The organism is Catonella sp., assembly GCF_052169795.1.
GTDB lineage: Bacteria > Bacillota > Clostridia > Lachnospirales > Lachnospiraceae > Catonella.
In genome coordinates, this window is sequence record NZ_JBQNBU010000029.1 from 1 (window position 1) to 25,507 (window position 25,507).

Consider the following 25,507-nt stretch of genomic DNA (forward strand, 5'->3'; position numbering starts at 1 on the left):
ATTGAGTAAATTTCTTGAATCATATCCCCTCCTAGCGATAACTATTTATTATCAAAACTTTACTTGATAATTTTATCACATCAACAGTCAAAAATACAGTACTTGCTAAAAAGTTTTCTGACAAAATGACAGTGGATAAGTACAGTTATTGATTGACAGAAAAAAGGATAAGTCAAAAATGGTTAGAAGGGAAAATGTTATCCACAAAATCTTTCCAATCACATTTATCATTAAATAAGTCCGATTTAAAGAATATCTGTGGATAACAGGTGGAAAAATAAAAATCAGTATTTTGACGAATGATTTTATTTGAGTATGTGAAACTTTTAGGGCTGAATATGTGCATATACTATGACTTTATCCTGCCATATTTTTTCAATTCTGAAACAAACAGATGTCTCCTGCCATATTTTTCCTTATATAAGCTCATGTATCTTTGCTTTTCAGGTTTCTTTCCTTGCGCTTCTTTCACCTCTCCTACAGCCGCAATAAACGCCGCACACTCACCATAATAATTACGCCTGTTTGCCTCCATAATAGCGGCAACTCTTTTTTCCAATACCTTTTCAATATGACTCAGTATTTTTTTCTTTTCTTCATCTGTAATGATTACTGTATTCTTCCATTTTAGGAAACAATCGTAAAACAGCTCTTTTTCATCTCTGTTAGTTTCTCCATGCTGTCCTCTCATATATCTTTTTATCGTAAATTCAAAAGCTTCTTTCGCCATGTTTAACATAACTTCCATTCCAAGAGAAATCATCTGCTCATCATAAATACATAATAAATATATAGCAATACCTGCCTTCATAAAACTTCCTGTCCAGCCTAATGAAGTTTTTCCACTTAAAGCATCGGATAATACTCCCTGTATATCACCATTTAGTATTCTAAGTATATATACCATATTCTTCTCCGGTCTGTTTAATTCTCGCTCTGACCTGGACATATATTTTCCGTAGTCATTATATTTTTCTTTTTTATATTTTTTGCAAAAATTATTTAAATCTTGCTTAAGAGAAGTTTTATCATCTGTATTAAAAAAACAGCGAAAATAGTTAACCGCATTTGAATCCGAATCAAATGCAGCTTTATAGCATATATAAAGATTTGAATTATCTTTTCCATTTTTACAAATAAGTTCTGCTGTTCTTAATGCTGTCTCACCGCGTATAATATAAGCTTTATCTATTCTTTCTATCCCATCAAGCCCTATTTTTATAAGCTTTTCCCTATCAATCTTCATATTTTCAAGCAATTTACAGTACATTCCGGGATGAGTATCCACATATTCACGTGAAATTTTTAACATTTCATCTATATTTCCACTTAACTCTACAGCTTCCGTATAAAGACTCTCTGCAGCTTTCCCGGTTTGATTTCCAAGATAAGATATCCAATCAGCTAAAAAAACATCAAAATTGTCCATTTCTTTATCTAAGCGCTGAAGTAAGTCTTCCATACACAAATCATCTGCTTCAGGAGAAGCCAGTATTTCATATAATACCTCTGAAAGTTTGTCATTTTTATAGACCATATAGCATGAATATAATGTATCAAGTATTGTCTTCCTCATGTCAGCCTTTATCAGTTTGTTTTCCGTCATAGTACTTAAAGGCACATTATCAGTTCCCCAATCACTATCTGCCATTATCTCTAAATCAATGAGTCTTCTTCCTATTTCAGCAGAATAGTCAAATTTATTTGCATCTGTACATCTGTGTATATAATTACAAATAAAATCTATTCGTTCTCCTATTCCATCCGGGTCTGTATAATAAAGTTCTCCATCATCCATCCAGTCATAATAGCCTTCTTCCCATTCACTTTGTAACAAACATTCTCCCTCTTCTATCTCGGAGATATAAGCTTTCACCTGCTCATATTGTTTTTTCAGTTCTTTATTTTGTATTTCATTCTGTTTTTCGCTATACTCACCATCCTCTGACACCCTCTCTAATGTTACAATAAAATCATTCCTCATTTTTTCAGGTAACTTTCTTGCCACTTCATGAATGCAGCTAGCTAAAGTTTCTTTATTATATGAAGCAATGATTGAATCAACTTTTTCCAAAAATTTTATTAAGTTCATTTTCTCTCCAAATCATAAAATCAAATAATCTTGTGAACTAAAAAACTATAGAATTCTACATTTTTAAATTAGCATTAATCCCATTGTACCACAAACAGGCAATTAAACATAGATTTATTCAGTTATTAGAGTACTAAAATTTATCAAATTCAATTAAAAATCGTTGAGTGAAATACTTTTGACACCCACATCATGGTATCATAAATACTTTTTAATTTTATATTTCAATTAAAGAAGCATGACAAATATTAATAATAGAGCCTTGAAACAGTTTTTCAATAGCTTCACTTTGTTGTTCTTTAAGTGCCTTCTCCCTTGAAATAATCAGTTTCAATGTATATTTAGGATAAATATATGTATTTTTATGTTGTAAGAAATAAGTTATTTGCCATCGAAGTGATAAATCATACACAAACCGCCTATAGCTTATACAAAATAGCCCATTATTTTATCAAATAAATTATCCTCTTTCAATTCGCTTTCCTTAACCCTATAAACAGCATCTTCTCTAATCTTCCAATCTCTATATTCACAGTCTAATAATATGATTAAGTCAACTTCAAAAACATTATTTAAATAGGCTAATGCTTCTGCCTCTTTAACGAACTTCGGGATAAATTCCATATTATAAAGATATGAGCATTTATAATTTGAAGCTATTATACATTGATACCCTTCCTCAGCAAATTTTGTTCGCAAATCACATACAATATCAATCCCTTGTTCTGTTTGGGTTTGTATTAACACATATACTACATCTTCATGCGTTTTTACAGTTTCATTTCTATGTATCCATTCTCTATTTTTCTCTATCAGGCGGATAATACCACAATCATTTTCCTGCCAGAAAAAAGTTTCCCTTCTAATTTTTTTTATAAAATTAATTTCATCAATACTATTTTTCTGTTCTCTTTCTTTTCCTTTTGCATACAAAAAGAACTGTATATGTTTCAAATTATTATAAACAAAAAACAGCACTTGCTCGTTTATCCTTTTATCGTTTCCTGGAATAAACACAAAGCACTTACTTTCTTCAAACACTTCTTCTTTAAGATTAGAATAATCAATTTCCTTGTACTCAAAAAATATATGCTTCTGTGAAAATACTGAACCTGACAAGTTTAGCATGACCGCATTTTCTATAAAGTCAGGATGAATTGCCCTGTAATGCTCTCCTTTAAACAAATATTCAAAAATTCCAAGTATCAGACGGCTACTATGCAATTTACCTTTGTCAAAATATAATTTTTGCATAACATTACATACAGCTGTTGTAATTGTTGGTGTAGCATAGCTGTTAGAAGGACCTATTGGAAATAAGTTATTGTGCCTTAATGATTCATGTGCAGAAGAAGCCATAACCTGTAAGCCATCTCCAAAATCATAGTATCCAAACTCATTGTTTCTCATATCTTCACATACCGCTACCCCTATAACTCCGCCCATGCAAGCCGGCAAGGTAAAAGTTCCTGCATTATTACCTGCTGCTACAATAATATGTCCTTTTTTTATTAAGTTTATTATTACTCTTCTTAAATTGGCATAATCAGTAAGCAATCTGGTTCCAACACTTAAATTGATGATTTTTACATCATTTTCTAAACACCATTCTAATGCCTTTACAAGTTTTCCAGAATTAGTTTTTAACAGCACATTATCAAAAATACAAATACTCACAAATTCTACTTCTTTTGTATAAAGTTCAATAATCCTTGCGCACATTGTACCATGTATGCCAAAATTTCCTTCACTATGTCTTTGAGATACATTTCCATTTTCATCTACCATTAAATCCATAACAAGTTTATTAGGCATTTTAAGTTCTGCTTTATTAATTCCATCATCAATTAACGCAATTAGCATTATAATCTCCTGTTTTACTCCTAATTATGTCGAAGGCTCATTTTTATCACTTTCAGTATTATACTTTTCACTCTGATAATTATATAATTCCGCATAAAGCCCTCTATTTTGCATCAAGGCATTGTGAGTACCTATTTCAATAACCTTACCATTCTGCAAAACAATAATTTGGTCTGCAAATTTTATATTTGACAGCCTGTGGGAAATAAGAATTATTAATTTATCTTCCATTTCTTTTTCAAGTTGTTCAAAAATTAAATTTTCTGTCTTAGAATCCAAACTGGCGGAGGGCTCATCCAGTATCAATGCCGTATGCCTTCTGTAAAAACATCTCGCAAGTGCTAACTTCTGATGTTGTCCGACAGATAACTCAATTCCGTTCACATCAAAAATACGCGTCAGACTACAAGCCAAATTATTTTTTATCTTACTTAATATATCAGCACCGCCACTCTTATTTAATGCCATAAAAATTTCTTTTTTATCATCACTGTCTTTTCCCAAATCGCCTATAACTATATTTTCTAAAATAGACATACTGTAATTTTCCATCTCCTGAAAATATACACTAAAATTTTCCCTCATTGTCTTTATATCATATTCTTTTATATTTATACCATTAATGCGTATTTCTCCATCATCAGGCTCATACATTCTCAAAAGGAGTTTTATCAATGTTGACTTGCCTGAACCGTTTATTCCAATAAGTGCTGTTTTACTATGTTCTTTTATAAAAAAACTGACATTATCCAATACCTTGATGTCACTCTTAGGATATGAGAAACTGACATTTTTAAATTCGATTGTATTTATATCATATAATACTTTGTTACCGTTTTTAATTTTATTTTTATAGTTTAAAACTTTATATAAATTTATTATCTGAAGTTTGCTGTCATAAGCATCTACCAAAAAATGTGATAAATCTAAAAGATTCATCATTAACTGTGATATCATACCGGTATATAACGCATAATCACCTATAGTTGCCTTATTATTTATGATTTGAAAACCTATATCAACGCTAATCCAGAAAATAATAATTTCCGGGATACATAATATTAACGACATTGCAGCCGTTTTTTTATTTAATAATTTTTTCCGCTTATTATATGTTATTTCCCAAAGTTTATTGAATTTTTCTTTAATAAATTCACCAAGCGCAAACAAACGTATACTTTGAGCATATTGCTTGTCTAAAGTAATCCCCTGAAAATAATACTTTTCTCTTTCAAGTGTCATCTGACCGAAACTTAATTCGTATAACATTTTTGTATAGTTCATAGACATTAACACATAAGGTATCAATGTCACAGCAAGCAATAATATATAAATCGGTTTTTTACTCCAAATCACAATAAAAACTGTAATAATTGATATAATAGTTCCAAACAGTGAAATTACACCGTCAAAAATTCGACTTATACCATCTTTATTTCTCATTGCCATTTGCAGCTTATCATAGTAATCAGTATCATCATAACATTCTAAATCAATATCCGTTGAAAATTTGATGATTTTTACTGATAAACTCCTTATAATCATTTCACTATGCAGCATCTTAATATGCAATGAAAATCTTTCTATAGCGGAACGAACTACCCTTATAATAAATATTCCTAAAAGTATTATTAAAAAAAAAGGGATTTGTATTTTTCCAAAATATATTGTATATTTACCGGAATCTTTTCCTGTAAAAGAATCCAAAATAACCTTCCCTAAGAAAACACTGATTACTTCCAATAAAGGCATAATTGCTTCAAAAAAAGCTCGTAATAATGTATTAATTTTTGAAGCTTCCCAGGAAATTTGAAAGCAATAAAAAATTACATTTATACTCTCTTTAATTTTTAGATTTATCTTTTCTATTGATATAATATTTTTTAGTTTATTCATTATCCCTCTAACTAAATTTCTGTTTATTTCAACACACTTTTAGCCGATTTACACATAAAACTTTATCCTTGTCTTTTATTAAAGCCCGACTTCCTCTTTCAACACCCCATCATCCAATTTAAACACATTATCGGACATTCCCGCGAGCTCCAAATCGTGCGTTACTACTACAACACAATATCCCTGCTCCTTAGCTAACTTACTGAACAGCTTAAATATGCTTAAAGTATTCTCTTTATCAAGGTTTCCGGTCGGCTCATCCGCAAGGATTATCTCCGCTCCCGTAGCTATAGCCCTCGCGATTGCCACCCTCTGCTGTTCTCCTCCAGAAAGCTGCGATGGGAATCTTTTTAACTTCTCTTTTGTAATCTCAACTAAGCCTAAAAGCCTTTCCGCTTCTTTTAACGCTTCTTTCTTACTTACCCCCTTTAATTCAAGCGGATAGCAGACATTTTCCTCCGCTGTAAGCAACGGGAAAAGTTGAAATGACTGGAAAATCATTGCCACCTTATTGCGCCTGTATAAATCCATATCAAGTTTACTTAACTCTTCTCCATCAGCAAATATTTCTCCGCTTGCAGGAACATCAAGTCCCATCATAAGAGAAAGCAGGGTTGTCTTTCCGCTTCCCGACGGACCTGTCACCGCATAAAGTTTCCCGCCGTCAAAGCAGGCTGAAATTCCTTTTAAGACCTGTGCTCCCGTTTTTCCGTACTTATAAAAAACGTTCTCGATTCTAAGCTCCGCCATAACTTCCTCCTATTCACTTTCCTGCAACAACTCAAGTTTAAAAGACTTCAATATCAAAAAACTCCCGATAATACCGCCTGCCACATTTCCCAAGAAATAAAGCCCTGTCGCCAAGATGACGTTTACAGTCATATTTTTATAACTCAAAAACATAATAGCAATACCTATCGGTATTCCCAAGACACATAACAGCAAATGTCCTGTAAACATAATCTGCCAAACCTCTTTCTTACCGCTTCCAAGCAAACGCATAAGTGTCGCTTCCTTTTTACGTCGCATAAGCATAAGGATTTGAAATCCCATACCTATAACAACCACTATAAGAATGATAAACGGATATAAAACCTCAAACAAAGATACCACTCTTTCCATCGGTTCTACTACTTCGCTAAGCTCTTTATCCCATACAATCATGCGTAAGTATGAGTCCGCACCGTTTTCGGTTACAAGATTCGTAAGTTTGCTTTTATCTTTGATAAGTTCCCTGTTTTTCTCCGTTTTAAACTTAAACCGAGCTGTTAAAAAACGATAATCCTGCTTAACCAAGTCTTTTAATGTCTGACTTTGGATTATAATGGAATTTCCTATATTTTTTGCTCGTTCTCCTCCCTGAACCGCGTTGTAAGAGCCTACAATAACACAAGTAAAGCCATACGTGCGCTTATTGGGGTACTCATGAAGAAGAAAAACAAAGTCACCGGATACTAAACCGTTAAGTTTCATATATTCTTCAGGAACTATAATTTCTCGTCCACTTACATCTCCCTCTTCCCTATCTCTTGTGAAGTATTCGCCTGTATAGCCTCCGGTAAATTTCACGGAAATTCCCGAACCGGTTTCCGTAATAAATTTCTCCCAGTCATTTACTCCGATGGCAATAGTATTCCTGCTGATTGGCGGTACATTTTCATCGACAAATCCGTACTCTGTGGAGCGTAATTCATTTATTAAAGTCGTTTCCTCAGTATATACCTTCGACACATAATCCGTCTTTTCCAAATCCGACACCAACTTAGGCGGAATCACACCTTCTGCCGGATTTCCTGAAAAAGTTATGTTAGCGTCCGTTTTTATCAGTTCTCCTTCAATTACCGTAGCTTTATAAAAACTTTCAATATCCGCCTTATATTTATGAAGCGTGCCGTTCAGCCAGCCGAAAAACAGCACCGCTCCTACGGACATGGCTATAAAAAATACCGTCTTTGTCTTTGTCCTTACAATATGCTTAAAAATATATCCGTACTTCCACCTGCCGCTATTACCGCTTACGTTGTAAATAATCTTCTGCCCTTTACTATCCGGACTGCTTAAAACGGTGTTTTCAGTTAAGTCCCTTTTCGCACCGGATGCACTACTCTTCACGAAAGTGCCTGCTTTATAAACAGTATTCTTTTTCCTGTTTCCTTGTAACAGTGAAAATAGCGGAATTTTTCCTAAAACCATATTGCAGATGATTAAAGCAAGAATAATAAACGCCAATATGCAAAGCATGGTTAAAACAAGCCATACTGTCTGAGGTGCGGATAACTTTACGCTCTTAGCATACTCCTCTAAAGGTTTTAGTAGTACCTCCGAATCTTTTAACATCTTCCTCTGTCCGATTATGGAGCCTGCTATTATTCCCGGCACAGCTATAACGCAAAATGCCATATCCATGCAGAAAAAGCTGAATCCGGTTTTAGCTCCCAGTGCCTTTGCTACAGCGTATTCCTTTTTTCTTTGATTTACATATATAATACAAACAGCTGAAAGTACCGTTATCATCAATAATCCCGATAAAATGGCTCCCGTTACTGCCGATTCTTTTACCTTATTTGAAACTCCTAAGAACATTTCGGCACTGTTATCCACCCACATAATAGTATAGCCGAGGTTGTCAAGTTTCTTCTCATTCTCTTTTGTAAAACTCTCTATATCCTCAGGGTTTTTTAGGACAAAACTGTAATTATTTTCACCACTTTCTTTCAAATAATTTCTACTGTACCCTTCAGGAATGCATGAAGCAGGAACAAAAATCCCCTGTCCATAAGGTGAAATATAATAAAATCCCATATCATTAAATAAGCCCACTATTTCAAATTCCGCTTCTTCTCCCGGGCTGTCCTTCCATATATCCCAATCCTCCCACATCGCGTAGCCATCTACATCTTCTGCTCTTGTATTTTTCTTTACTTCCATTTTTATAGTGTCGCCTATACCGAGTCCTCTTAACTTCGCAAAGTTTTCGTGAATCAGGCAGACTTTGTTTTTAGCAGTATCATCTTCAGCGTTTAACGCTCTACCCTCCACAATATAATATCTTTTAGCTTTCTCTTGAAAAGTAGGAAAAAGTGAAACATCTTTCATACCTATTATAGAAAGCATTTTTCTGTTGTAATTCAAATATTCCACATAATTCTTTAATTTCTCCGGCATTTCTTTGTGATAATCACCATCGTTTTTTATCTTTTTAAAATATCCTGTATTTTCATCAGGTATTAACGGAAGTATAATAAAATTTGAACCTGCTCTTCCTCTTTGCGCCGCTCCGTTCGAATTGATTTCATTATTCTCACAATAATAAGCGCGGACTATATAACTCTTTCCTTTATTAAGCGTTTTATATTCTTTTACAAAATCTTCATTTTGCTCTGTAGGATAGTAAGGAATATCCGGTGCAGAAACATTTTCTAAACCCGGCAGACTGCGGATATATATACTGTCTCCTACGGACATATAATCCTTATACGCCGCCTCTATACCGGTTACCTCAAATTCTAGCTCATAATAATACCCTTTTCCTTTAGGGTTATCAACCTTCCTTTTATTTATTAAAACTCCTGCAAAAACAACCTCATTGATATGTTTATAATAAGCGTTAGCCAAGCTCCCACCATCCACATCAGGATTCTCTATGTCAGCTAATTTCCCCCTAGAAAATAACTGGGTATTCTCAATCTCCAAATATGGGCTTTTTGATATAATTTCTTTACCTTCCCTAACATCCGGATTTCCCGAAAGATAGCCGATAGGACGATAATACTTCTTTATAGTATCTATAGATTTTACTGCAAACAAGGTTTCCAAGGCATTGGAAGTAAAAGCCATACTTGACACAGCTATTAAAAATACATAGATAATCACAAAAAGAGGTTTTCTTAACGTAGATTTCAAAAAAAGTTTAAAATTATACATTTTTCTACTCCCAATACTTATTCTTTAATAATGTTTATAAGATATCTATACACAAAGGTTATACAATAGCCATAGATAGGATACATAATATTCCTATCTATAGCTAAGTTAACATAAGAATCGTGCTACTCAAAAGGATACCAAGAAAGTCAATATCCTTCAAAGTTAATCATACTCACGACTCTTACTTTATAAAACAAGGATAAAGTATATTTCAAATATTAATTTCAGCCGTTTCTATTCTGACGTTGATGGGTGTTGTAGACTGATGCGTTATTAGATATGGCAGTCCACCCAGCATTATAATTGGATGAACTGACGACATAATCACTACAATAACAACCTCCTTCGCAATGACATGAAGCTAACGAAGTCCAACACATGCAGTTGTATGCTTCAACTGAATTAAGTTTGTTAAATTTCTTTTTAACTTTTTTCATAAAAATCTCCTTTCAAAACTTTATCCTTGTTTTAATCGTTTTAAATAATATAAGTTGAAATCACTTTTACTATCTGTGAAATTGTTGAAAAACCATATTCTAACAAATCTCTTTCTTCAATATGAATATCGAATTCCTTTTCTATCTCTAATAACAAATATACCATATCAACATCTGTTAATAGAAACGGATGTCCTGTCAACGGCAAGTCAACATTGTAGTCAACTTCTTTATCAAAACTTATCAGTTTTAATTCTAAAATATTAATAACTTTTTCTTCTATGCTTTTAGTTTCCACTTATTATCCTTTCATATAATTCTTCAACACCTTCATTAATCAAGTCAACCAGTAGTACATTTATTTTTTCCCTCTGCTCCTCTATTCGTTTTTTTACAAAAGCATGATCTACACGTAAAACTTCTGTTCTTTGCTTTTTTGAGGAATCTGCATTATCTAATATAATATTACTTACATGTACTGCTCCTAAATTACAACCATATCTAACCTTAAAATCCTCATTTATCATCTCTATAAGTGGTGCATTCGCTATATCAAGCGAAAAACAGCCCAATAAAAAGTCCGGTACGACAGCCTGCCCAAGCATATAGCTTTTTATGCCATAACCATTCGGTGCAAGTTCATTATATTTAAGCAAAACATCTGGAAGCTCAAATATAGCACATTGAGCATTGGTTCTAAAAACCACATAATTAATGTAAAGATTTATTATGTGTATCTTTTCATCTTCTGTCAAATTTCTATCATTCCAAATATGCCCCAAACTATAAAACCCAAATAAACTTGCTAATGGATGATTTGAAAAAACAACAATCCTCTCTCCTTCTCTTTTGAATTTTTCTACAAGTGCCAAAAGTGCAGAAAAACAATCCGCTTCCATCAAAATTCCGCCAACAAATATAATCGGAACTTCAGGAGAGTGTATCTTAACATCCCCTGTCCCTGTTTCCACAGTTGAACAAACGTCAATCTTTATTAACTTAGAATATTTCGTCTCCAATTTTCTAACTATATCTGGAACATTGTTTTCGGTGTTACTTAAAAATTTCACTTCTTTATTACGAGAAATTGCTTCATTAATGACTTTCTCCCAATCATACTCACCTCTTTGCAACAACGGCTCATATATTAATAAAATCTGCCATTCATCATCTTTTTCAGGAAATACACTATATACATTTCTGCCTGTTTTTTCATAATTGCAGGCATAACTGATATCTTTATCATTATAACCGAAACCGTTTGGAGATAATAAATGTACAATTTCATACTCATCTTGCAGTTTCTCAAACAGCTTTACCGCCAGGAACACTTCCCCACAATATGGATATAAAACAGCCTTCCTCCTCATTTTAATCGTCTCCTTTCAAGCAAGAATTATTAACATGATACTGATTAATTTCTTTTATCAGGAGATACAGTTTTATTTTATCTTCTGCCGCAGCATGCTCATTTTTACAAAGTTTTAATTTATGTTCAGGATCCAAAGTGTCTTTGCCTGAATCTGCCATTTTACCACACATTGAGCAAAATCTAATACACCAACATTTTCTACAGACATCTTCTGTCAATTTCCCTATATTTAAAAACTCTTTTGCTTTATTTATATCAAATCCTTCCTCTAATGTTCCTATTCGACAGGCGTTAGAGCTTTCACTTACTCTTTCGCAAGGCAATAGATTTCCATCTACCGTACAAAATAGTCTAATTTGCCCTGGAATACAAGAGCCGCCAGCTGTATCAACCGGGAATAGCCTGTTTCCCATAGGTATATCTAATCTACGCTCTATATCTGAAAACTTTGACATAGAAACTATTGGAGAAAGTTTATCTTTATGTATTCTTCCCAAATACGAAAGTAATACCAAGAAGTTTTGATATCTTGCTTTCCATAAATACTCTTCTGAAATTTTAGCTGCCACATCATCATAATCTTTATCTACAATAGACGATATAGTAGATAACTGTCTAAACATCTCATCTTCCTTATACAATCTGTTAAAACACTCAAAATCATGTTCCGGATTTAAAACCATACTTATTTGAAGTTTTTTCGCATATTCCGGTTCTACTTTATAAATTAGTTTGATATTTTTCATTACAATATCATAAGAACCGTTTCCGTTTCTAAAAACTCTGTTTTCATCATTAATATCTTTGGGTCCATCTAAGCTAATCATTAATTTAACATTATGCTCTTTGAAATAATGTATTATATCTTCAGATATTAAAGTAGCATTAGTAGTAATAGTAAATCCTATTTCTTTACCGACAAATAATTTCTCACTATAATCTACGACCTTCTTTATCAAATCAATCGCAATCAAAGGCTCACCGCCATAAAAGCCAATGTCTAAACTGCTGCTGTCCGAAGAATGCTCCCACATTTACCACAATCTGCACTACCTGATAATACTTTTTGTAAATATTCAAAGCTACATTGTTCTATTTGAATAAATTCGTTTCTATTTATGTCAAGGCAGTAATATGCATTGGGCGTTTTGAATAGTTTCACGAAAGGTTTAGCCATAATATTCCTCCTATATACTAAATTATTTCTAATTTCATAATAATTTATAGTGAAATATGCATGTTTTTATATTCATTATATTATCATATATCATCATAAATATCAAATTATTTTTTAAATCACAACTAATTAGACTCATTATCTGCTTATTCATTTTAAACAAGCATAGTAAGTGCATATACACTTACTATGCTTGTTTTCACCTTGGATTATTTTACATTTTAAATAAGTATTTTATCTCTTAACAGGAGTTTTCAAATTACAGTTCTTCCTCAAATACAGCCTTATTATACTTATTTTTATTAATCACATACTTAAGTCCTTTTATTCCTGTATTTAGCACAAGTTCTTCAGGAAATTTTGCCTCTTTAAGCAGTTCTTTTGCAAAAGAAAAATCTCCTATATCTGTGTAGATATGTGCATCTGTTCCGCAGATTATATATGTTCCATACTTCTCACACATTTTAAGCAGAGTTAAAATATTTTCCCTTGCACCCTTCCTTACAGAGTCAGGATTTAGCGAAGAATTGTTTAATTCCAATGCCACACTATGTTTTACAGCCTGCTTTGCAAGTTCTTCATAATCCAGAGGATACCTTGAGTCATCCGGGTGTCCTATAATTTTTACATAAGGATTTGACATTGCACCTATGTAAGCTCTCATATTTTCATCCACACTTCCGGGTTCTATACACAGTGTATGAAGGCTGGCAATTATATAATCTACTCTTTCATAGATTTTCCCACCTATATCAAGGTTTCCATCAAAATCCATAATATTGGCTTCTACTCCCGCATATACTTTCATCCCTTTATATTCTCTTGGAATAACTCTGAAATTTACAAAGTAAAGTTCATTGGTAGAACCGTCAAGTGCCGGGGCATGATCTGAAAATCCATAGGCTTTAAGTCCAATCTCATGTGCAAAACGGACATTTTCCATTATCGTGCTGTAAGCATGCCCACTCGCTATAGTGTGTGTATGCAAATCATATAACAACTCCATATTCTCTCCTTACAGACTGCACTACATAAAAAGATAATAACTGTTCGCTCAAAATACAAAAGCTACAGGCTAAACACTTACAAAAGTTCAAGTCTTCCTATTCCTATCCTTTCTTTACTTTCCTTGTCAAACATCAAAATCTTTTCATCTATAATTGTTATTGCTACTTCTTTATCTACCTCATAATCTACACTTCCAAAAACTATTGCAGATATTATCATATTGTCAAGCTTCAGCTTAACAGTAGTTTCCATACCGGTAGGTAGTGTAGCATAAATATGTGTTTTTGCACCTTCATCGCCTATGGCTATATGCTCAGGACGTATTCCCAGAATCACAGTTTCAACCTTTACGTTTAATGCTTCTTTTGTCTTGTATCTTGCCTTAAGTCCACAAAATTCCAGTTCTGCCGTATCTCCTTCTATACATAACACCTTTGCCTCAATGAAATTAATGGTTGGATTACCCATAAAATCTGCAACAAAGATATTTCTAGGCTTATTGTAAATCTCAAGCGGAGGCGCAAACTGTTGCAATATTCCGTTTTCCATAAGGCAAACCTTAGTTGAGAGTGTCATAGCTTCCATTTGATCATGTGTAACATATATAAAAGTAGAATTTGTATCCATATGCAGTCGTTTAAGCTCAGTACGCATCTCACTTCTTAGTTTTGCATCCAGATTAGAAAGCGGTTCATCCATAAATAAAACCTTAGGTTTGGTAGCAAGAGTTCTCGCTATTGCCACTCTTTGCTGCTGTCCGCCTGAGAGCTCACTTGGAAATCTGTCAGCAAACTTTTCTATTTTAAGCATAGCTAAAAGTTCATTCACCCTAACCTTAATATCTTCCTTTTTCCATTTTAGATTTTCAAGACCAAAAGCTATGTTTTTATAAACAGTCATATGTGGCCACAGAGCATAATTCTGAAAAAGGAAACCTATGTTTCTTTTATCCGGTGATACATTTATGCCTTTTTCAGCATCAAATACCACTGTATCATCTATAATTATCTGTCCTTCTGTTGGTGTTTCAAGACCTGCTATCATACGAAGAGTAGTAGTCTTCCCACAGCCTGAAGGTCCAAGCAATGTGATAAATGCCCTATCTTCAATGTCCATATTCAGATTATCCACTCCTACAAATTTATTACCAAACTGCTTTCTTATATTTTTTAATATTATTCCCGGCATACTAATTACCTCCAACACCTTTATCTATTGATGCACCTGTTAACTTATTTATGGAAAGATTTACAAATACCACAATCATAATAATAAGCAGGTTGATTGCATTTCCATACTGTGCCGCTCCTCTCTCATTATAAGACATAAGCACAGTTGTAAGCGTCTGTGTTTTCGAGCTTACAAGCATTATGAATAACGATAATTCTCTCATACAAGATACAAAAGGCAATAGGAAGCCTGATATTATACCGGCTTTTTGTATCGGTATGATTATCTTAATCATACGCTTTGCCCATGGCACTCCATATATAGCTGCTGCTTCTTCTATTTCAGGAGAAAGCTGCAACATAGAATTCATTCCGGCTCTTGCTGCAAACGGCAGATATTTTACCGCACCTGCCAGTACCAGAATGAGGAATGAATTTGCTAAAAATGAAAAGTTAGTTGATATGGCAAGATATATAGCACCAAAAGCCATTGAAGGTATTAAATACGGGAAGAATGAAAGACCGCTTACCATCCCCGCAAGCTTGGTCCCTCTCTTCCTTACTACTGCATAACCTATTATAATTCCAAAGCTTCCGGCCACTAAGGCACAGATTATGGAAAGTGTTAAAGAATTTTTAACAGCCAGCCACAGCCTTGCTTCCTTGAGTATGCCACTGTCACCTACAGTTGTAGAAACTGTTCCTGCCTCTCCTATCCAGTAATTAAGTGTCATATTGGACAGAGAATAATCGCCTGATTTTATAATTACTGACTCAAGTGCAAAAGATATAAGCGGCATTACACATACAAATATAAGCACTACTGAAAGTATACCTGCTATTATATGCTTTCCCGCCTTTAAATCAATCAAAGATATTTGTGATGATTTTCCGGTAACCGTAGTATAAGAACGTCTTTTTCCTATGAATACATTGTTTACAAGCATTACAAAGGCTCCAAGCGCTACCATAAACATTGCAATAATATATGCCTGTCCTATGGCTGTGGTCTGCAAGGTTTTCATCTTGGTAGTAAGCACATAAAAATTCACCGGTGAACCAAGATAAATAGGCACTGCATACGAGCCCATAACACTGGCAAATACAAGTAAAAATGTAGACAATACTGCAGGTTTTACTATAGGCAAAGTAATATGTATTAACATTCTAAGTCTACTTGTCTTTAACATAGTTGCCGCCTCTTCAAGGTTGGCATCCATATTTCTAAGTATACCGCCTATGAAAATATATGCAAATGGTGCATAGTGCAGCCCTGTAACTATAACAAGCGGGAATAGTCCATATACAAACCACTGTGGTGCCTGCCATCCTGTAACAGAATATATAAATCCTGCTGCTCCTGTACCTACTCCCGGATTCTTAAACATATTAAGCCAAAAAAGCGCAAGTGTCCATGATGGCAATATGTAAGGGAAAATAAATGCTCCTGAAATAAATTTTTTCCATTTTAAGTTAGTTCTTGTTACAAGCCAAGCTACCGTTCCGCCGAATATCAGTGCAAATATTGCTGATAAGACAGACAGAAGTACAGAATTAAGCATAGGACCATAAAAGTTAATCAAGCTGTATTTATTAGCTTCTGTAAACAAAAGTTTACCCCAGCTTTTAAGAGTAAGTGCATCTTTTTTTAATCCCGGAAATACTGCCATATCCGTAGCATGTACAACAAAAGTATGCCTTACAAGCTCAATCAGCGGATAAAGCGTAAGCAGACAAAGTGCTACGGCAAATATAATCAAAATAATATTGGCAGGTTTGGATAAAAATGCTTTTATACGATTTCTCATATTGTTCATAAGTCCTCCCTCATTACTACCATACAAGGCTGTCGCAAAAATCAGCGACAGCCTTGTATTTTTTACTTGCTTGTAGAATAGGTTATAAAGTCAAGTATTCCGTTTGCATACGCCTCACTTAAATAATTTGTATCTTCTTTAACAAGGCAGTTTTTCCAGAAATCAAGATTCTTGTCACCTTCTAACGGAGTTATTTTAGTATTAGCAGAATAAGTTCCTATATCAGCAGCCTTAGTCTGAAAAGCAGACTTAAATCCTTTTTCTGTCATAAGGAAATAAATGAATAATCTTGCTGTATAAGGTCTGTCTGTATTCTTTATCATCTGTAAATACATAGGATACATAAAACCACTGAAGCAGTCAGGCTGTTTCTCCTGATAAGCTGCCACTGTGAGATTTTCCTGTTTTACACTGTCATCTCTTAACTTAGAATATACTATAAGACCAATATTGCCGCCATTTCCATCTGAAAGTTCGGTAGCTATATCCCCATCACCTGAACCAAATGTCACATTAGGCATAAATTTCCTTATAAATTGATAACCCGCGTTCTTACAGTCTTCATCAAGAGTTATATCCTTACCATAAAACTCTTTATAAGCCTTAGCTAATTTATCTGAAAATTCCGGGCTTGTTAGACCTGCAAGGAAATTTTTATTAACTGACTCTTTACTTATATCTTTCATAAAAATCTTGCCCTTGTACTCAGGTTCTGTAAGCTGCCATACATTAGATATTTCTTTAGCTCCATCCTTATTGTTATAAATTAAAAGTTTATTGTAGTAATAACATACTAACGTACTCTTATCCTCATCTTTAATATCATCCTTAATATAAGGCGGAATATAATTTTCCACATATTCAAAAGCTTTTAACTGAGTCTGGAACAGATAAGAATCCTGAAGAAGTGCAACATCGGCTGTTTCCTTAGAATTTGCTTCTAATTCTGTAGTAAGCTTTGTATAAAGATCCTGCCCGCTTTCATTATAACACTCACCCTTTATGCCGTACTCTTCGGCAAAAGCATTCAAAGCTTTTTCAACTCTGCTTGTAGGGGAATATACCATAAATGTTCCGGCATCTTTAGCTGATGCTTCATCCTGTGCTGCCTTTACAAGCTCTTCAAGACTCATATTCTCTGCCATATCTTTGCTTGCCGCCGCTATACCCGCTGAACCATCATTTTTAGCTCCATTGCCACAAGCTGTCATTGAAAATACCATAGCCCCAGCTAATAAACAGCATAAAAATTTCTTTTTCATAACCATCCTCCCTAAATTAAAACCAAATAACATTATATAATTTATAGTTCAGGCAAGCGGATACTCAGTCTGACGAGACAAGTTAAACTTGTTATTTAGAGGAATATCAGAAATACATATCCGTCGTGCTTATATCTTACCTGAACCATAACTATATTTTAATTAAATATCAAAATTTATGTTATATATGTTATTGACTTTTATCTTTAAAATTTTGACATTAGATATGCTCAAATCCAATATACTTTTTCTCATTCTGATATTCTTTTGGTGTAATTCCCATAATTTTCTTAAATATCTGTGAAAAATAATTACTGTCTGTATAGCCTACCTGCTCAGCAACCTCTGCTACCCTAATATCAAAATTGGCAAGCAGTCCTGCTGCTACATTCACTCTATAATGTGTCAGATATTGTCCAAATGTATAACCTGTTTCCTTCTTAAACAGTCTGCAAAAATATGCAGAATTTATATCCAGATGCTCTGCTGCAGTAATATTTGAGATATCCTTTCCATAATTATTTCTTACATACAAAACAGCCTCTTTTATATAATTATTTTTAGCCTGTATCTCCTTTTCAATCTCAATTTTTTCCTGAGACAGAGAACTTCCTGATTGTAATTTTTCTCTTACTTTTTCTATGCTGTTTTTCAAGTCTTCGTATCTAAACGGTTTTAGAAGATAGTCTACCGCTTCCAGTTTTAATGCACTATGTACATAAGTAAATTTCTGATGGGCTGTTAAAAATATATATCCCGCCTCTATTTGTTTGTTTTTTAACAATCTCACCATTTCTATGCCGTCCATCACAGGCATTTCTATATCAGTTATAACTATGTCCGGCCTTAGCTCTTCAATTATTTCGCTTCCCTTTTTGCCATTTGCAGCTTCTCCTACTACCTCACAGTCAAGTTCTCCCCAATCAAAAGAGTTAATTATGCCTTTTCTTACATAATATTCATCTTCAACTATAACTACTTTTAGCCTATTCATTTTCACTCTCCATTTCAAACGGAATTTTTATACTTGCTTTTAGCCCTGAAATATTTTCAAGTATCAGTCCATATCCCTGTCCATATGTAAGATATACTCTTCTATGCACATTATATAAACCAAGATGAGGTGTTTTATTTTCAGTATTAGAAAGATTTTCAATGATATTATCAAGAGTTTCTTTCTTCATTCCCTGTCCGTTATCCTCACAACTTAGATAAATATCATTTCCTTTTTTTTCTGTTTTTATAGATATATGTAAACTCTCATTATCCGCAAAACCATATTTTACTGCATTTTCTACAAGAGGCTGTATCAGAAGCTTCAATACCTGACATTCTGATGCTTCCTTAGCTATATCTATATCATAGGTGAATACATCCTCTCCGTATCGTATGCTCATTATTTCCAGATAGCGTTTTATATATTTTAAATCCTCTTTTATACTTACCTTTTCATTCTGATTGCTTGCGTTATAGCGTAAAATTTCTGACAGGGCCAGTACCATATGCTCTGTGATTTCAGGTGAAATACGGCAGATATGCCTGATATTATCGAGGGTATTAAATAAAAAATGTGACTTAAACTGGCTTGCAAGCTGTTTTACCTGCTCATAAGCTACTTCTTCCGCAAGCTCCTTATTCATTTTCATATGTCTTTTTAAGTTACATAACATTTCATTGAAGCATTTTCCTATGTTTTCAAATTCTATACTGCTATGTATCTCAAGATTTGTGTCTAAATCTCCACTTGAAACACTTAAGAAAGCATCATTTAACAGACTTATATCTTTTGTTGATTTCCTTGCTGCCCTATCTATACCTACTGAGCCAAATGTAAAAATTATTATAAAGACAAGAACTGAACTTATTAAAATAGATATAATTACCTTTGCGGCAACTGTATAGTCTGAAATTGTATATATAGAAAATCCTTCATAATCAAGCCTTTCATTATAGACATAATAGAAACCATTCTCAATCAGCCTAAGCCCCTGTCTGTCTCTAAAATCTTCATTAAGTTTTCCTATATTATCGGTAAGCCTGTATATTTCCGGCATTATAGCCCAATAGTCTTTTTGAGTAAGAGCTACCCTTACTCTGTCTGAAGAAAATAAGGAGTTAAATCTGTTCGCATTTATTCTTAAGATTGCATATGCTGTTCTTCCGCCTCTATCCTTTACTGCCCTTCCTAAAAATACTGCCTTTTCTTTTCCCTTGGATATATAAATATTAAGTTTATCAGGGTGTGCCTCTGTAAGTTCTACTATATTCCATTGTCTGGAAATTATATTATTTTCTTCTTCAGATATTGGTGTAACATTGCCCACATACACATTTTTATTGCCATCCAACATGTAAATATCTGCTGTAAGACCTGTTTCAAAATAAACTTTATATAAATTTGTGAGTATAGTATGCTGCCATACAGTAGATACATCTGCAAGCAAAATATTCTCCGTTTCTTCAAGACTTAACAGAAATTTATCATAAGAAGATATTGCCTTATTTAAATTAGTTTTTACATTACTGTTTACAGTATGGTTCTTGTATATTCCCCATAATAATCCCATACATACAACAAGGAATACCCCCATTATTTCAAGTCCTAAAGCTCTTATAAAGGATTCATGCAGAATTATATTTTTTAAGTTTTCCTTGAAGGATCGTGTAACTGTGGTATTTTGTATTTTCATAATTTCACTCTCTATATTTATATTGTTATGGTATTTTTATGTTTTGGCACTTGTATCTTTTAATTAAACTAAATTATAACCACAATTTATGCTTTTGTATATATTGTGTAATGCTACTTATTTGTCCGGTACAATTCCCCGAATAAATTTCCCGGTAAAAAAGGGCTGTCGCATTAAGAATGAGATACACAAAATACAGTGATAATTTGATGACAAATTCACTATATCTTGTTATACTTTTACCTATTGCGACAGCCACTTAATTTTACACCTTTTAATTTCCACCTATTCTAAGCTTCATCACTTCATTAAATTTTTCATCAATTACATGTACTGACGAATTATCGTAAAAATCTTATATTCAAATAAAATGAATAACTCTACATTTTCTGAATATAGAACATTATCACTTACCATATATTTACTTCAAGTTCTTATATTCCTTCCTTATCAAAACAAGTGCCACCAGCAAAATAATAATATCATTCAAAGGAAGTGCAAGCCATACTCCAAGCACATTTCCACCAAGCAAATGTGGCAGTATCAGCACTAAAGGAACAACCAGTACAAGCTGTCTTAGCATTACCAAAAGCCCTGCTTTCTTTGCTTTCCCCAATGATTGAAAATATGTAACCACCATAATTAACAGTCCATAAGTAGGGAAAATGCAATACATCAGTCTGAAATCCCTTAAACCGGCTGCCACAATATCTGTATTTGTAATGAAGGCTGACAAAATTTGAGTCGGAAATATTTCAATAATAAGGAAAAATATACTTGCAAGGCAGGTAGAGCCTATAATAAATATGTTTGTTAATTTTTTAACTCTCTCGTACTCTTTCGCACCATAATTAGTACCGACTGCCGGCTGCATACCCTGACTCATTCCCCATATAGGGACAAAAGCAAGCTGCATAACCCTTTGTGCCGCTCCCATAAGAGCAATTTGGTTATCTCCGCCGAAACGCACTGCCGTATTATACACAACCGTCATCTGCACAAGCATCATTATCTGCATAAGCATTGCACTTGCACCCACAGAAAATATCTCAGGATTGAGTTCATTAGCAGGTTTTATTCCATGAAAGCGCACTACCGGGCTATTTTTTAGGAAATAGATTAAAGTCACTATTGCCTGTACAAACTGTGATATAACCGTTGCTATTGCCACCGCCTGTGGTCCACGGGAAGGAAGTAACAAAATAAACACCGGATCTAAGATAATATTAAGAATCGCTCCTGATGCCATTATTCCCATAGCAATTCCCATACGCCCCTCGGCACGAATAACCATATTTGCTCCCTGCATAAAGTTTACAAATATCGAGCCAATATAAACAGTTCTAAGGTAAGAAACTCCCATTTCAAGGACTTCTCCGCTTGCACCTGAGAGGCTAAGAAATTTTGGTGCAAATATTATCCCTACAAGCATTACTAAAGATGAAAGTAAAATTACCAAAAAGGCCAGATTCCCCATAATCTTGTCTATGGTTTCCTGATCCTTCTTGCCAACTGCTCTGGAAAGTACCGAACCCGAACCTATACCCACAAGTACAGCAATGGCATTATTCACAAGAACAAAGGGTGAGGCTGCCGATACCGCACTCATAGCATTTGTACCTACCATCTGACCTACATAGATTGAATCCACAAAGACATAAAGCCCTACTATAAACTGCCCTAAAATTGCCGGAATACTTAGGGTTATCATCAGTTTCCATGGATTTTCAGTAAGTAATTTATTTCGTACATCCATAATAAAAGTCCCCCTTTTTCATTTCCTATCTTGCTTTAAAACAAAAATCACATTTTTTACCACCCATGCCCAAGGTCTGGCTTCTGTCAAACCTTAGTTTATCTATATTTCATTACCCTTCATTCCTAGTTTAATAAAAATGCAAAATATTCTAAAAAAATCAAAATAATTAGTTCCCCTAACCTATTCTCATATTTTTAAGGCTTATAAAAGCCTTAAAAGTCCGTCCCAGCCTGAATTAAAGAAAATTGCAAGTTCTTCTATATAGCCAAGTGCCTGTTCCCTTGGCATATCATGTACTACTGTTTCAAAGGCTGCCGTAAAATAGGCACTGGTAATCATATGATGAAGTTCATGGCTGACCGTACCTTCAATCTTCCCCTTTTCTCTTAGCATCTGGTAGTATTTTTCAGTACGCTCCACATCAAGCTCCACCAAATCGTGAATATAATTAGCATATTTTGTGCCTTCTGAGCAGCATATAACAAGTTTAAATTCTTCGAAATTGTCGTATACATAATTTATAAAATATCTCAAATATTCAGTTGACAGCTCTCTGCTGTTTGCTGTTTTATCGTCAGAGATAAGCTCAAAATGAGCCTCCTGTGCATTCTTAAACATGGAAACCAGTCCATCGGCAGCTTCTGATACAAGTGCTTCAAATAAGGCTGCTTTATCCGGGTAGTATCCGTAAAATGCTCCCTTAGTAAAACCTGCTTCCGCTACTATTTTTCTGAGTGAAGCGTCTTTAAATCCCTTATCTAAAAACTCTTTTTTGCCCACTTCCAATATTTTTCTCTGTGTTTCTGATATAGTCATATCTTATTTCTCCAAAATTTCCTATTAATATAATATACCAGCGGTATATTCTACTGGTATATTAACATATTTTTTGTTTTTAGTCAATCTAAAAGAAGTTGACAAACAAAAAAAGGGGGGCTATCGTATTATATGATATGCTCCCTTCTAGGTAGACAAGAGAAAAACAAAATCTCTTACTGCATGGAAGGGAGCATATCACTTCTCATTAGAGACATCCCCTTATCATTTAACTCTGTATTTCCCTTTCACTGCTAAAGTTACCGCATACTAAAGATAGTGTTTAACAAGCTCCGGATCTTCTAATGCACTCTCCAGGATACGGCTAAGGATTGAAGTATAACCTTTACCCAAAGATTTTGCCTTACTAAGTGCCTGTCCGGATAAACGCAGGGTAACTGTCTGTTTTTGCCTGCCTATTTTCTTCTCATCAGAAATCCTCTTAAACTTTGATAATTCTTCCTCAGTAAAAGCAGGATATTCATCATCTTCATAAACGGTTAATTTCTTCGCATTTTCAAGCATTTTAATCTGTTCAGGTGTAGGTTTACGGGTAACATCAATATTTTTAATCATTATAATAAGCCTCCTTTTCCAGTTTTGTAGCTAATCTTGCTGATATAATCCTTATACCGTTTTCTCTTTCCGTATATACTACCATTACAACAACTGCAATTCCATTAATTTCCCCAATAGTTATATACCTATCTTCATTTATAGAATGTAATTCATCATATTTTTCTATACGATTAATCTTATCTAATTTTCTTATCCTTAAGCACTGTCATGTGAGAATCTTTCAAGTGGCAGTACAATTTACCATCCTCCATATAACTTTCAAATTCACCCACAACCTCAATATTTGTTTCATCTTTCGGAAAATCGTCAGGATACTTAAGATTCTCTTTTGTGGCAAATTCTATACCCTGACTGCAACACCCTGCGGCATCAGATATAAAACAATAGTTGTAATAAGCATCCCTCGGCTCATAATAGGCTGAAAGATATTGCCCCCTCATCTTAAATTTTTTACCTTCAAAATCATCAGGTTCTGTCATCATCAGATAAACCGTAGCATATACCATATCACTTCCCATATTAGTTAAATCATAGTCTATTCCATCCACTGCCTTCTGATTCTTTGCTTCTTTAAGCTTGGCTTCAAAGTCGGAAGTTGCTCCCAGTACCTGTCCATTCTCTGTAACAATCTGTCCCTCTGAGCTTAGATTAGAACTTGTCCCTTTCTTTTCTTCGTCTTCAAGCTTTTTAACCTGTTCATCTATTTCCTTATTTATCTGGTTACTTATAGTCTTTTCTACTAAGTTCTGTTTCTGCAATTTAGTTCCTGTCTGTCCTTTGTTACAGGCTGTAATTGTAAATATTACCCCTAAGGCTGCAAATAAAAAAACACATTTTTTCATGTCACTACCCTCCTAGAGTAATTAAAACAGAAAAATGTGTTTAAATCGTGAGCTTCTAACCCCTAATTTTTCCTATTATAGCACAGATTAAAAATGCTGTCATATCAGCTGCTACTATTGTAGAGCCTACAGGAGTAGAAGCCAAGATTGAAATCAGCATTCCTGTTACAGCACAGATTACAGATAAAGATGCAGAAAAAATTACCACTCCCTTAAAGTTCTTGATAATCCTCATAGCTGAAAGTGCCGGAAAGATTATCAAGGCTGAAATAAGGAGCGAACCTACCAGATTCATTCCCAAAACTATGATTACAGCTATTATTATTGCAATCAAAAGATTATATCTGTCGGTTTTTACTCCTGTTGCCTTTGAAAAATTTTCATCAAAGGTAACTGCAAAAAGCCTATTGTAAAACAATACAAAAAACACCATTACAAGTACGGAAAATACTATGCAGACGATAACCTCTTCCTTGCTTAACGTAAGTATTGATGTAGAGCCAAAAAGGGTGGTACACACATCTCCCGACACATTGCCCTTTGTATTAAATATGTTCATCAGCATATAACCTATAGCCAATGCTCCTACAGAGAGCATAGCTATAACCGCATCTCCTTTTATAGAGCTGTTTTGCCCTGTCTTAAGCAGGAAAATTGCCGTTATTATAGTAACCGGGAGAATAATTATCATTTTGTCGGTAAGTCCGATTACACTTGCTATCGCCATAGCCCCAAAGGCTACATGAGAAAGTCCGTCACCTATATATGAAAATCTTTTAAGCACTAAAGTAACTCCCAAAA

Annotated in this window: 21 protein-coding genes; all 21 read right to left on the bottom strand. The window is 34.1% G+C overall.

Annotated elements, in window-relative coordinates; all coding sequences use genetic code 11:
• Positions 1-349: 349 nt before the first annotated feature.
• Positions 350-2,092 carry a hypothetical protein gene (locus tag ACTTKP_RS06085; protein ID WP_442553015.1) on the bottom strand — a complete coding sequence of 581 codons (1,743 nt, stop codon included), beginning with the start codon at positions 2,090-2,092 and terminating at the stop codon, positions 350-352.
• Positions 2,093-2,518: 426 nt separating this feature from the next.
• Complete coding sequence (locus ACTTKP_RS06090) at positions 2,519-3,955, bottom strand: S8 family serine peptidase (protein ID WP_442553016.1); 1,437 nt, start codon at positions 3,953-3,955, stop codon at positions 2,519-2,521.
• Between the two features lie 24 nt (positions 3,956-3,979).
• On the bottom strand, positions 3,980-5,851 hold the full coding sequence (locus ACTTKP_RS06095; RefSeq protein WP_442553017.1) for an ABC transporter ATP-binding protein: 1,872 nt from the start codon (positions 5,849-5,851) through the stop codon (positions 3,980-3,982).
• A 78-nt stretch (positions 5,852-5,929) separates the two neighbouring features.
• Complete coding sequence (locus ACTTKP_RS06100) at positions 5,930-6,601, bottom strand: ABC transporter ATP-binding protein (RefSeq protein ID WP_442553018.1); 672 nt, start codon at positions 6,599-6,601, stop codon at positions 5,930-5,932.
• A gap of 9 nt (positions 6,602-6,610) precedes the next feature.
• Entirely contained in the window at positions 6,611-9,775 is a 3,165-nt protein-coding gene (locus ACTTKP_RS06105; protein ID WP_442553019.1) for an ABC transporter permease, read from the bottom strand.
• A 480-nt stretch (positions 9,776-10,255) separates the two neighbouring features.
• Positions 10,256-10,513 (bottom strand): hypothetical protein, encoded by a 258-nt coding sequence (locus ACTTKP_RS06110; RefSeq protein WP_442553020.1) that lies wholly within the window; start codon positions 10,511-10,513, stop codon positions 10,256-10,258.
• Positions 10,503-11,585, bottom strand: a complete 1,083-nt coding sequence (locus ACTTKP_RS06115; protein ID WP_442553021.1) for a hypothetical protein — start codon at positions 11,583-11,585, stop codon at positions 10,503-10,505. The genes ACTTKP_RS06110 and ACTTKP_RS06115 overlap by 11 nt, the downstream gene beginning before the upstream one ends.
• Before the next feature lies 1 nt (position 11,586).
• Entirely contained in the window at positions 11,587-12,621 is a 1,035-nt protein-coding gene (locus tag ACTTKP_RS06120; protein ID WP_442553022.1) for a radical SAM protein, read from the bottom strand.
• Positions 12,588-12,764, bottom strand: a complete 177-nt coding sequence (locus ACTTKP_RS06125; protein WP_442553023.1) for a hypothetical protein — start codon at positions 12,762-12,764, stop codon at positions 12,588-12,590. Before ACTTKP_RS06125 ends, ACTTKP_RS06120 begins: the two co-directional genes overlap by 34 nt.
• 259 nt (positions 12,765-13,023) lie before the next feature.
• Positions 13,024-13,770, bottom strand: coding sequence for a phosphatase (locus tag ACTTKP_RS06130; protein WP_442553024.1), 747 nt, complete (start codon positions 13,768-13,770; stop codon positions 13,024-13,026).
• 77 nt (positions 13,771-13,847) lie between these two features.
• Complete coding sequence (locus ACTTKP_RS06135) at positions 13,848-14,960, bottom strand: ABC transporter ATP-binding protein (RefSeq protein ID WP_442553025.1); 1,113 nt, start codon at positions 14,958-14,960, stop codon at positions 13,848-13,850.
• 1 nt (position 14,961) lies between these two features.
• Entirely contained in the window at positions 14,962-16,758 is a 1,797-nt protein-coding gene (locus ACTTKP_RS06140; RefSeq protein WP_442553026.1) for an ABC transporter permease, read from the bottom strand.
• A 62-nt stretch (positions 16,759-16,820) separates the two neighbouring features.
• Positions 16,821-18,020, bottom strand: coding sequence for an ABC transporter substrate-binding protein (locus ACTTKP_RS06145; protein WP_442553027.1), 1,200 nt, complete (start codon positions 18,018-18,020; stop codon positions 16,821-16,823).
• Positions 18,021-18,240: 220 nt separating this feature from the next.
• Entirely contained in the window at positions 18,241-19,014 is a 774-nt protein-coding gene (locus ACTTKP_RS06150) for a response regulator transcription factor (RefSeq protein WP_442553028.1), read from the bottom strand.
• On the bottom strand, positions 19,007-20,710 hold the full coding sequence (locus ACTTKP_RS06155; protein ID WP_442553029.1) for a sensor histidine kinase: 1,704 nt from the start codon (positions 20,708-20,710) through the stop codon (positions 19,007-19,009). Before ACTTKP_RS06155 ends, ACTTKP_RS06150 begins: the two co-directional genes overlap by 8 nt.
• A 421-nt stretch (positions 20,711-21,131) precedes the next feature.
• Positions 21,132-22,466, bottom strand: coding sequence for an MATE family efflux transporter (locus tag ACTTKP_RS06160; protein WP_442553030.1), 1,335 nt, complete (start codon positions 22,464-22,466; stop codon positions 21,132-21,134).
• A gap of 204 nt (positions 22,467-22,670) precedes the next feature.
• Positions 22,671-23,285: a TetR/AcrR family transcriptional regulator gene (locus ACTTKP_RS06165; protein ID WP_442553031.1), complete on the bottom strand. Its 615-nt coding sequence runs from the start codon at positions 23,283-23,285 to the stop codon at positions 22,671-22,673.
• A 270-nt stretch (positions 23,286-23,555) separates the two neighbouring features.
• Positions 23,556-23,861 carry a BrnA antitoxin family protein gene (locus ACTTKP_RS06170; RefSeq protein ID WP_442553032.1) on the bottom strand — a complete coding sequence of 102 codons (306 nt, stop codon included), beginning with the start codon at positions 23,859-23,861 and terminating at the stop codon, positions 23,556-23,558.
• Positions 23,854-24,057: a BrnT family toxin gene (locus ACTTKP_RS06175; protein ID WP_442553035.1), complete on the bottom strand. Its 204-nt coding sequence runs from the start codon at positions 24,055-24,057 to the stop codon at positions 23,854-23,856. The genes ACTTKP_RS06170 and ACTTKP_RS06175 overlap by 8 nt, the downstream gene beginning before the upstream one ends.
• Positions 24,041-24,706, bottom strand: coding sequence for a hypothetical protein (locus ACTTKP_RS06180; RefSeq protein ID WP_442553033.1), 666 nt, complete (start codon positions 24,704-24,706; stop codon positions 24,041-24,043). Before ACTTKP_RS06180 ends, ACTTKP_RS06175 begins: the two co-directional genes overlap by 17 nt.
• A gap of 55 nt (positions 24,707-24,761) precedes the next feature.
• On the bottom strand, positions 24,762-25,507 hold a 746-nt coding region (locus ACTTKP_RS06185; protein ID WP_442553034.1), incomplete at its 5' end, for a metal ABC transporter permease.